General features: G+C 53.8%; 9 protein-coding genes. 4 read left to right on the top strand and 5 right to left on the bottom strand.

Annotated features, from left to right (window positions below; translation table 11 throughout):
* A partial coding sequence (locus JOE09_RS20845) for a hypothetical protein (RefSeq protein WP_205067126.1) occupies positions 1–218 on the top strand: 218 nt, incomplete at its 5' end.
* Between the two features lie 554 nt (positions 219–772).
* Here JOE09_RS20845 and JOE09_RS20840 read toward each other — a convergent pair.
* Together JOE09_RS20840 and JOE09_RS20835 are read right to left on the bottom strand one after the other, a co-directional pair.
* Positions 773–1,744, bottom strand: coding sequence for a ParB family protein (locus JOE09_RS20840; protein ID WP_205067125.1), 972 nt, complete (start codon positions 1,742–1,744; stop codon positions 773–775).
* A gap of 8 nt (positions 1,745–1,752) precedes the next feature.
* A complete protein-coding gene (locus tag JOE09_RS20835; protein ID WP_200545069.1) occupies positions 1,753–2,946 on the bottom strand; it encodes an AAA family ATPase in 1,194 nt (397 codons plus the stop codon).
* Between the two features lie 774 nt (positions 2,947–3,720).
* On the opposite strand from JOE09_RS20835, the gene JOE09_RS20830 reads away from it, so the two are divergent.
* Entirely contained in the window at positions 3,721–4,746 is a 1,026-nt protein-coding gene (locus JOE09_RS20830; RefSeq protein ID WP_105591681.1) for a RepB family plasmid replication initiator protein, read from the top strand.
* Positions 4,747–5,259: 513 nt separating this feature from the next.
* Here JOE09_RS20830 and JOE09_RS20825 read toward each other — a convergent pair.
* Together JOE09_RS20825 and JOE09_RS20820 are read right to left on the bottom strand one after the other, a co-directional pair.
* Entirely contained in the window at positions 5,260–6,156 is an 897-nt protein-coding gene (locus tag JOE09_RS20825; protein ID WP_239553206.1) for a substrate-binding domain-containing protein, read from the bottom strand.
* Positions 6,157–6,485: 329 nt separating this feature from the next.
* A complete protein-coding gene (locus JOE09_RS20820) occupies positions 6,486–7,574 on the bottom strand; it encodes an oxidoreductase (RefSeq protein ID WP_205067124.1) in 1,089 nt (362 codons plus the stop codon).
* A 174-nt stretch (positions 7,575–7,748) separates the two neighbouring features.
* Between JOE09_RS20820 and JOE09_RS20815 the strand changes: the two genes are divergently transcribed.
* Together JOE09_RS20815 and JOE09_RS20810 are read left to right on the top strand one after the other, a co-directional pair.
* Positions 7,749–8,813, top strand: coding sequence for a sugar ABC transporter substrate-binding protein (locus JOE09_RS20815; RefSeq protein ID WP_200545007.1), 1,065 nt, complete (start codon positions 7,749–7,751; stop codon positions 8,811–8,813).
* Positions 8,814–8,862: 49 nt separating this feature from the next.
* On the top strand, positions 8,863–10,068 hold the full coding sequence (locus JOE09_RS20810; protein WP_205067151.1) for an LVIVD repeat-containing protein: 1,206 nt from the start codon (positions 8,863–8,865) through the stop codon (positions 10,066–10,068).
* Positions 10,069–10,271: 203 nt separating this feature from the next.
* Here JOE09_RS20810 and JOE09_RS20805 read toward each other — a convergent pair whose 3' ends face one another.
* A complete protein-coding gene (locus JOE09_RS20805) occupies positions 10,272–11,114 on the bottom strand; it encodes a VOC family protein (RefSeq protein ID WP_205067123.1) in 843 nt (280 codons plus the stop codon).
* Position 11,115: the final 1 nt, after the last annotated feature.

Raw genomic sequence — 11,115 nt, 5'->3', positions numbered from 1 at the left:
TCTTCAGCTCTTCAGCTCTTCAGCTCTTCAGCTCTTCAGCTCTTCAGCTCTTCAGCTCTTCAGCTCTTCAGCTCTTCAGCTCTTCAGCTCTTCAGCTCTTCAGTATTTTCGCCCAGCCCGCTCAATTTACTATGCACGTAAGTGTTTTTTTAACGTTAATATTTCCATCCTTCAAAGCTTGCAAGGGTGTACATCTATCAATGTGGGAAGAGTTCTGAGCGGCTTGAGATAAGCCCATGGCGTAATGCGATTTACTCGTTTACTGGAGCTATATGCTCACTTGCTCAGTCAGGCAGTCAGGCAGTCAGGCAGTCAGGCAGTCAGGCAGTCAGGCAGTCAGGCAGTCAGGCAGTCAGGCAGTCAGGCAGTTAATTTTTATGTTTTTACATGCAAGAACTTATAATTAAATCTGCGCATGAATCCTTACGCTCGATGCTTGGTGTTCGATACTTAGTACCTCAATATTAAAAACCTGATACCTGATACCTGATACCTGATACTCAGCTCCATCTTCTTTGAGGCTTGAGGCTTGAGGCTTGAGGCTTGAGGCTTGAGGCTTGAGGCTTGAGGCTTGAGGCTTGAGGCTTGAGGCTTGAGGCAGTGAAATTATGGAGATTTCACCGTGAAATTCAAAATGAAATTCCTTTAAAAACAGTAAATTAATAGTGAAATCGATGGGGAGAAAGGCGTGAAATTCAATGACGGGAAATCAATAGAAACACCCTGCATCATTGACCCTCTCTGGAGTTGCCGATGCAGGGAAGAATGAAAATCAGCCCTTCAAATGCTTAGCCAGTACCGCAGCGATGGCGCTGTCTATCGCACTCTGTAAATCTGTTGGCAGGCGATTGAACTCATAGCTAAAGGTGCGTCCACGCGTCTTTTTGCGCGCATAGCGGTTCTTGTCACTGAAGTCCCACAGCGGCGTGGTGACAACTTTATCCTTCTCAGGGGTCATCACCAGTAAGGCGGCTTCCTTTCTGATTTCTGCGATGATTTTATTCTTCACTTCATCTTCAGCCAGAGATGACTGAGCGCGGATGCTTTCCACCGCGCTACCGATGTTATCGAGCAGCTCCGGCACGGAAATATCCATCGTGGTCAGCATCTCTTCCGCAGCCAGCAGGTTCTTGTAATCGCCGTAGGTCAGCTCAGACTGCACCGGGAAAATCGACAGCAGCTCAGCGGAAACGCTGGCGGCCTGCAGTGCTCGGGTGACTTTCGCCTGAGAGAGATTTTCGTCTTCGGCGATCTCTTTCTGCGTCAGCCCGCTCTCTTTGAGCGCCAGCAGACGGAGACCGACTTCGCGAATGTTGTGCTCGCGCGCGGTCTGAATATCCTGCGCCAGGTTCCGGGCTTCGGCAGCGGTCAGCGGTACATCAGTGACCAGTACATCCAGCCCGACGTTACATAGAATGGCAGAAGCACGACGGCGCGATCCGTCGAGGATCTCAATCGTCTCACCTTTGCGCACGCCAATCGCCGGGAAAAATTGCTGTAGGCGCAGTGTGCGGGTAATGCCTTCCAGGGACTCAGGCGTCAGCGCGGCCTGGTCACGCCCGTTGGTTTCCTGAACCACGAACGTTTTGCTGGCGACATCCGCTGCCGCAACGGTAACGCGGGTAAAAACGGCTTTTTTGCCTGATGACAGCGTAAATATTTGTTTGACCGGTTCTGCTTGCGGTTCGCTGTTTAATACCGGCGCACTGAAGGTGCGCCCGATAGTATTTCGTTTAATGTTCATCAGGCACCTCAGTTAATGCGAATAAATTCAATGCGATCAAAGACCGCTTTGGCGAAGTCTTCGGCTGCGGCACGGGCATTTTTTAACGCCTCGCTGCTGCCGATGTAGGTCGCCGGGTTGGCAGAAATAACGGTATCGAAGGATTCGCCGCAGCGTTCGAAGCCATCAAGGCGGGGAAGGGCAACGTCCAGCATATCGCCGCCGAAGATCTCTTTTGCCAGGCTGTGACAAACTTTGTGATCCGGTTTGTTAGACAGTTTGGACATAAAGCCAATATTGCCGAGCAGGCGGCAACCGCAGCCGGAGGATTCAATAATGCTGACGAGCTCTGGCAAACGTGTCAGGTATTTAAGCGTTGAGTGAAAATCAACCTGCGCCGGTGGCACTGGAGTCATTAACAGATCCGCAGCGGCAATAGCATTTTTCAGAAACGCATCAAGATGGGGTCCACTATCAACAAAGATAAAGTCATAATCTGACTTTAATTTGTCGATGACATTTTCCCGCAGAACGGCGTGCGGATTCTGACCTGGCAGATGTTCACTACACAGACCTTCCCAACCGGAAGCAATGAAAGCATCGTCAATCGAGGCGGGCAGTACATCGACACCGGGTACGACCGAGCTGACGATAAATTCTTCCAGCAGCTCTTCACGGCTGACGTTCTGTAACATCGCCTGTGCGGAAGTGGTTTCCACAATACCCACAGCTCTTGTGTGGTTAAGGAACATGGTGGCTGAAGACTGAGGATCGAGATCGATAACCAGAATGCGCAGATCTTCAAACAGAAGGTGAGGGTGAGCACGCATCGCATGCGCCAGAGAAACGGTGGAGACGGTTTTTGACACGCCGCCTTTCAGGTTGCCGACGAATACGGTCAGCGCTTCTGCATGACGGTCACGGTATTTTGGTACACCGCGGTGCTGATAGATATCCACAATATTCTGGATAGTCATCGCATACTTCGTTGACGATCCTGCAGCGCGTTTATCAAAAACATAACCGCTTTCTTCCATTTCACTGACGGCATAATCAACGTTTGCACGAGTCAGTTTAGGCAGTTTCGCCAGTGCGGCTTTGGCGTAGACCTGAAAGTATTCGTTCTCACGCATTTCTTCTTTCTGTGCCTGAATGTGTTCAGTCAGAGAAGTCAGCATTTTACCTGCCCGCTGGGCGATCTTTTCAGTCTGATGCGAATCCATATTCATCAATGTCTCCACTTATGTAGCTTATCGTCTTAAAATCAATAATCCTACATACGAAGATAATTATCAACATAAAGGTGGCTTTTATCTCTAAATGGATGACTGAAAGAAAAGATCGTTGTTTTACTCATATTCACACCGGGATTGTGTATTTTTTCCCCGTTATTCACAGGCCAGATCCAATAATTAGATCCTCAATAGATCATAAATAGATCCAAGAAGATCCCCGCACCCTCGCAGCCCTTGTCCTGTCTGGCCTCAGACCCGATCGTTATCCACTGTAAGGAGTAAAATAACCGCTACGGTAAGTAAAACAACCGCTGTAGAGAGCCGGACAACGGCTGAAGAGAGTAGATCAAAACCACTGTAGTGAGGAAAGGAGTGAGATCGCGGTGAATAACCTTATCGGGTCTGAATTCGTTCAGAAATGCGGCGGTGGCGGGATGTTAAGTGAACAGACAAATCCGGATCTGTCGTTACCGGATCTTTTCCACAGTTTTCAGACCTGAAATAACGTAATTTTATCCACTGCTTAGATCCAGTAACAAGATCCATAAAGAACCTTATAAGAACCATAAAGATCCCTGCATGCGCTCAGGCCGCGCTACACCTGCTCCTGGAAGGGGTTGTTATCCACTGTGGTGAGTAAACTAACCACTGTGGGAAGTAATAAAACCTCTGTAGTAAGTAGAACATCCGCTATAGTGAGTGTTAGTATCCACTGTAACCAGTAATCGCGATCCTCGCCTGTGAGTTTACGGAATGTGAAAAATGCCGGATAAAGATCCAGAAAACAAAATGATAGCCGACGCTTTCAGTGAAACGGATAAACGCACCGGCGAAGTTATCAACCTCACGCCTAACACCAACAATACCGTGCAGCCCGTGGCGCTGATGCGGCTGGGGCTGTTTGTTCCCACGCTGAAATCCACCGCGCGCGGGCGTAAGAACCAGATGTCGACGATGGACGTCACGGAAGAGTTAAAGCAGCTGTCGATCGTCAAGTCGGAAGGGTATGAGAATATAAAGATCACCGGTGCCCGACTGGATATGGACAATGACTTTAAGACCTGGGTCGGGATCATTCATGCGTTTGCTAAATACAAGGTGCTGGGAGACAGCGTAACGCTGCCCTTCATCGATTTTGCCAAACTCTGTGGGATACCCTCGGTCAGGTCCTCTGCGCGGCTCAGAAGCCGTCTGGATGCGTCTCTGACGCGCATTGCGACCAACACCATTGCTTTCAGCAGCAAAGAAGGGGAGTACTACGTGACTCACCTGGTTCAGTCGGCGAAGTACAGCACCAAAAATGACTCGGTAACGCTTCAGGCCGATCCGAAGATCTTTGAGCTGTATCAGTTTGATAAAAAGGTGCTGCTGCAGCTCAGGGCGATCAATGAACTTTCGCGTAAAGAGTCCGCGCAGGCACTCTATACGTTTATTGAAAGCCTGCCGCCTTCACCGGCACCGATCTCTATGGCTCGCCTGCGGGCAAGGCTGAATCTGACCTCGCGAACGATCACGCAGAATGCCACGGTGCGTAAGGCGATGGAGCAGCTGAAAGAAATTGGCTACCTCGACTATACCGAAGTGAAGCGCGGCAAAGTGGTGTACTTTGTTATCCACTACAGACGGCCAAAGCTGCGCCCGGCGGACATCCCGCTTAGTCTGCCTGACATTGGCGAAGACGAGTTTGATGACATCCCGGACAGCACAGAGAAAGAAGGGGAGATGGTGATGCTCTCCCGTGAAGAGCTGGAGCTGCTGGAGAAGATCCGCAAGGGCCGCAAATCCTGATTAATTAACCACTGTAGAGAGAAGATCGTCAATTCACTATCCACTGTAGTGAGCGATCTTACTTCCTCCCATCAATAACCACCACTGTAGAGAGTAGGGTAACCACTGTAATGAGTGGTGTTACTCTCTACAGTGGTTATTCCGCGCCGCCCTGGTGACCACTAACCTGTAATGCCTTGTTATATCGCATGTTAGTAATTACTAACATTTAAGTTTCCACCTCTTTAAACCCACTTTATTTCGCCGTTACTCATCATAGTGGATAGTGCTCTCACCACAGTGGTTATCTACTCGTTGCAGTGGTTATCACTCTCTATAGTGGTTAATACTCTCCACAGTAGTTATTTCAGCGTACTTCTCTCTACAGTGGATATTCAAAGTGAATCCTCTTACTACAGTGGATGTTAAAAGGATCTTTAGCCGGGATCGGTTTTGGTATGAAAGAAAACAGCCCGGAATCGGCTCCGGGCTGTTTTTCAGGATGGAAAGGATCGTAGCGCTGTCATCGTTGGATCAATGACGGCTGGCGCAGCCACACTGCGAGGGCTCACTGAAGGTTTCGCGGCTCAGGTGTGAATGTCGGACTTTCAGTTCTCCATGACGCCATGCGCCTTCCGGATCGCTGTGGTTATCCAGCAGGCGGCTGAGCGCTTCGCCAACCAGCAGATCGCTGCGCTGTGACAGACTGGTGAGATGCCAGGTTGCGGAGTGCGCTTCACTGGTGTCGCCAGATCCAACAACGCCAACGTGAACTCGTTCGCCAAAGTCACGCACTGCCTGTAGTGCGCCAAACGCCAGCTCGTCGTTGTCACAGAACAGGGCATCGATACGTTCGGAAGCCCAGGTTTGCTTCAGGTATGCCAGCGTGGCGCGCCAGGCGTGTTCACGATCGAAGCCTCCGGCGGTCAGCACCTGTTTGACGGAATGATGTGCTGCCGTCAGCCCTTCGCTGTAGCCTGCCTGTTGCGGCAGCGGTGCGGAGTCCTGCGCCTGCAGATAACCGAAACGGGAATAGCCCTGTGAACTTAGCAGCCTGGCAACCTGCTTACCGGCGGTGTGGCCATCAACGCCGATGCTGTCTGCCGTAGCGTCTGGTGCAGCACTGCCGATATAAATGGCCGGAACCTGTGGCAGAATATCGGCGGCAATACGCAACTCGTCGCTGAAAAGGGAAGAGAGGAAAATCAGTGCATCAGGCTTTAACGCGGCTGCACTGCTCAACGCAGCCTGCAAGCCGTCACGTGAGTTAACGTTCAGCAGCAGCGTAACGCAGCCGCGCTGGTTTAACTGACGGCTCAGCTCATTCAGCAGGGTGACGGTGTAGGGATTGGTAAATTCATCGCTGACCACGCCGATAATTTTGGTTTTATCTTCACGGGACTGCGCCATATCTGTTCTGTCCTTCATCATGGTTTACTCATTAGGCTTCTGACGGGAAAGTCGCGCTGACAGAATAGCAAAAAATGCCTTTGTCTCCATGCCCCATCGCGCAGCATGATTTTCGTGACATTGTCACGCAGGGTTCCCGGATTAGTCTGAAATATCGGTGATAAAATCGGCCACGGCGTTCGTTCACCCCTGGCCGATTCACAAATAAAAAAAACCACCAGCTATCAAATCGTTAATGATTTTTACGAGGTGTTTCTTCTCAGGTTTAATACAGTTACTCACTGAATTATCCCCCGATTCTGTGGATAAATATCTGGCTCACCCTGGGTAAGATGAGCCGACTCTGCGTTTTACTGACCTAAGGACTCAACGTGAAGGAACGCTGCACGCAGGCTGTCCGGCGTAACGGGGATCGGCAGCGCATGGATCGATTCTTTCGGACGCAGGGTGTGCGCGATGACCGGATCGATCTGGGCCGGATCGTTGACGTCCACGCCCAGCGCCGCCAGCGTGGTTGGCAGATTGAAGCGCTGATAGGCCGCAATCAGCTGACGCGTGGCGGCTTCTTCGGACAGCAACGCGCACTGCACGAGAATACCGTAGGCCACTTTAGTACCGTGCAGATAGCGTGCCGTTTGCGGCAGAATGGTCAGACCGTTATGCACAGCATGCGCTGCCGCGATACGCGTATAGCGTTCGCCGAGGCCGCCTACCATGCCGCCGCCGGCGATGATGGCGTCAATCACGTCCATGAAATCCTGACTCAGCACGCCTTTCTGCTGGTCAGCCAGCGCGGCTTCACTCTGCCCCAGCAGCACATCGCGCAGGGTGGCAGCAGTATCAATGCCCAGACGTACGGTCAGCGGCAGTTTTTTGGGTTCGGGTGCCAGCACCACGGCTTCATACCACTTCGCCAGCGTATCGCCGATCCCGGCCAGCAGATATTCAACCGGGGCCTGCAGCAGGATTTCCGGCTCCACCAGCACCAGGTGATTCGCATCGTTGAATATTTCGTAGTGCGAGGCCTGGCCGGCTGCGTTGTACCACACCGAAAGCGGCGTCCAGGCGGCGCAGGTGGCGGCGATGGTAGGAATGGCAACAAACGGCAGATTAAGGCGGCGCGCCAGCGCCTTGGCGGTATCCAGCAGCGCACCGCCGCCCACGCCAATCACCACCTGGCGATCGTCACCGGCAGCCTGTGCCAGCTCGGCAAGATCGGGGTCGGTACAGTGACCGCCGTATTGCAGGTGTCGCGCGCCGTTCTGTGAGAATGCCGCAGGCAGGAAAGGTCGCGCGGCATGAATTGCTCGCTCGCCGTAAAGCCACACGGCATGTGAAAGTTGTTCTTCGCTATAGAAATCTGCCAGACGCGTCAGTGCGCCGGGATGGGAATAGTAGTTAGCGGGGCCGGGAACGACCTGAATTGCAGTAATGTCCATGATAATCCTTAGTGTTTCTTTGCCTCTATCCTGCTGTAGAGCCTCTGCCACAGGCTAATACTTTTTTTATAGTTACTTATTCCTTTTACTTCTTTGTCAGTCAGTTACAGGCATGAAAAAGTGACATATCGTGCCGTTTATTCTCCAGTTTACTTTTTGCCACAGGGATCTCTGATGAAACCAATTTTTTCCGTACTGGCTCTGTTAGTTGCCAGCGCTCTGCCCGTTCATGCCGCCACGCCGACTCCGGTACCGGAGAAAATTGCCAGCCATGATGGCCCGGTGCGTATCGCCGTGATCCGTAACCTCGGTTCTGACGATAACACCACACAGTTCGTTCAGGGCGCGATCCAGCAGGGTAAAGCGCTGGGCTTTAAGGTCAGTACTTTTTTAACCAACGGTGACGACGCGAAATTCCAGGATTTCGTCAACCAGGCGATCAGCCAGAAGTATGATGGGATCATTCTGTCACAGGGGCGCGCGCCGTATGCCGCACCGCTGATTAAAAAGATCGTCGACAGCGGCATTGCGGTGTCGGTGTTTGATACCTCCGTTGACGGCACTATTCCGGGCGCGACCGTTACCCAGCAGGACGATGCCTCGCTGACCAAACTCTCCTTCGGTCAGCTGGTGCAGGATCACAACGGTAAAGCCAACATCATCAAACTGTGGGTTGCCGGTTTCCCGCCGATGGAACGTCGTCAGGCCGCTTATAAGCAGCTGCTGCAGGAAAACCCGGGTATCCACGAGCTGGAATCCGTCGGTGCTGTTTCCTCCGATGTGCAGGGTGATACCGCCAATAAAGTGGGCGCGCTGCTGGCCAAATACCCGAAAGGCAAAGTGGATGCGATCTGGGGAACCTGGGACGCCTTCAGCCAGGGTGCGATGAAGGCGCTGAAAGAGAATGGCCGTACCGAAATCAAACTCTACAGCATCGACGTTTCCAACCAGGATCTGCAGCTGATGCGTGAAGCCGGCAGCCCGTGGAAAGTCACTGCGGCGGTCGATCCAAAACTGATCGGTGCCACCAACGTGCGCCTGGTGGCGCTGAAACTGGCGGGTGAAGCCACGCCGGACAGCTACGAGTTCAAAGCCACCACTATTCCGCAGGCGCTGCTGGCAGCCCAGCCTGGCCCGGTTAACGTGGCGGGCCTGAGCAAAATCATCCCGGGCTGGGGCCAGACCGAAGACTTCGTGGCACCGTGGTTCGCCACCCTGGAAGCGAAATACAAAAAGTAAGGACGATACCGTGTCAGACAGTTTACCGATCCCGGAATTCAGCCGGAACATGCGCCTGATTGGTCACAGCGACCAGGGTGGGCGACCGGACGGTGTACAGGTCATGGTTCACCGTGGCTACGCCTACGTGGGCCATATGGTTTCTTCCGGTTTTTCGATTATTGATGTCCGTGATGCGAAAAACCCCCGGCCGGCAGGTTATATTGCCGCGCCGCCGGGAACGTGGAATGTGCATCTCCAGGCGCATGACGATCTGCTGCTGGTGATCAACGCCCGCGACCTGTTTGCCGACGTGCGATTTGCCGATGAGAAGGTGTATTACACCCGCTCGGTGGGGGAGACGGTCAGCGATGTGCAGGATAAGGGCTGGAGCGCCGGTCTGCGCATTTTTGATATTTCCATCCCCGATCGCCCGCGTGAAATCAGCTTCCTGCCGCTGAACGGTATTGGTATTCACCGCATCTGGTATGTGGGCGGCCGCTGGGCCTACGTGTCCGCGCTGCTGGACGGTTTTACCGACTATATCTTCCTGACCATCGACCTCGCCAATCCGCAAAAGCCGGAGGTGGCAGGCCGCTGGTGGCTGCCGGGCATGAACGCCGCAGAAGGCGAACAGCCCGACTGGCCGGAAGGTAAACGCTATGCGCTGCATCATGCGATTATCAGCGGCGATACCGCCTACGGCAGCTGGCGTGACGGCGGCCTGACGCTGCTGGACGTCAGCGATCGCAGCCAGCCGACGCTGATAAGCCACCGCAACTGGAGCCCGCCGTTCGGTGGCGGAACGCATACCGCGCTGCCGCTGCCGGATCGCGATCTGCTGGTGGTGCTGGATGAAGCGGTGCTGGATAACCAGGAAGACGGGGAGAAGCATATCTGGCTGTTTGATATTCGCGAACCGTCCAATCCGATCAGCATTTCGACCTTCCCGCAGCCGGGTGAAATCGACTACGTGGCGAAAGGGGCGCACTTTGGTCCGCACAACCTGCATGAAAACCGCCCGGGAAGCTTTGTCAGCTCATCGCTGATCTTTGCTACCTGGCAGAATGCGGGCGTGCGTGCCTACGACATCAGCAATCCGTATCAGCCGGTGGAAACCGGTGCGCTGGTGCCTGCCGCCCCGGAAAAAATGATGGATACAAGGCCGGGACGCCCGCAGGTGATCCAGTCGTGTGATGTGTTTGTAGATGCCGCGGGCATTATCTACAGTACCGACTATAACGGCGGCCTGTCGATTATCGAGTATCTCGGCTAAGCACCGTTTTTTTGCCGACGGGTAAAATTAAACAGCGGGCCAATGCCCGCTATTTTTACGACCGGTCTGAGCGATTCTGACCTGCCTGACCTGCCTGACCTGCCTGACCTGCCTGACCTGCCTGACCTGCCTGACCTGCCTGACCTGCCTGACCTGCCTGGTCCGTGTGACCCATGCCGCTGTACTGACCTTTTCGCCTCGGTTTACTGCGTAAAGCGCAGCGCCAGCTGGAATGCGTGCCGGGCATCAACGCGAACGCCCTGCCGATCCTCATGGAAGAGAATACCGCTTTGGGACAGGCTGTTTTTCACCTGTTCCAGCGAGGTGCTGTGCAGGCTTAGCGCCACCATTCTGGCCGAACCGTTGTAGTCGTCCGGCAGCGTGCCGAACTCGGCTTTCGCCGCCTCGGTCGGAACAAAGCGTATCCGCGCCACGCCTGCATCAATGACCCGTTCACCGCTTTCCGTTTCCTGTAGCGCCACGGAAGGGAACAGCTGAAGATAAACCTCGGCGGCCTGTCCGGGATGATCCGCTGCGATAACGAATTCACGGATCTGCGTGACGCCGTTCGAATGTACCTGCCAGTCTTTCTGCCAAACCGCGTCTGGAGTCAGATGCTGGCAGAAGAAGCTGCGGCCGTTCGGTACGCGATCGGCATGCAGTCTGACGGTACGAAAACGGGCTTCCGTCTCACTGCCGTCCGGCAGGGTGACCGGACGGAAAAACGACCCCGGTGGCGTATCGGCCAGCTGCTGCTGTTGCAGATGCTGGTACACCGCATCGGCATCGTTGGTTTTCCACACCAGCCCGGAAAGGCCAATCGGCGATTGCCACAGATCGCGGCGCAGATTGCCGCGATCCGGTTCATAACCGAGCAGTTCAAGGTAGTTATTGTCGAAAATCGCCAGGTGATTACTTGAACCCAGCGAGTGGTGGCCGCGTGCGGTAAGCTGGAAACCGAGACGCTGAAACAGCGCTGCCGCCTCATCCAGCTGTGGGCCGACGTTGATCACCACGTGATCCAGTGCGGGTTGCAGTTGTGACATT

This window comes from Pantoea coffeiphila (assembly GCF_016909495.1).
In the GTDB taxonomy this organism is placed as follows: Bacteria; Pseudomonadota; Gammaproteobacteria; order Enterobacterales; family Enterobacteriaceae; genus Erwinia; species Erwinia coffeiphila.
This window is presented reverse-complemented; position numbering and strand designations above follow the sequence as displayed.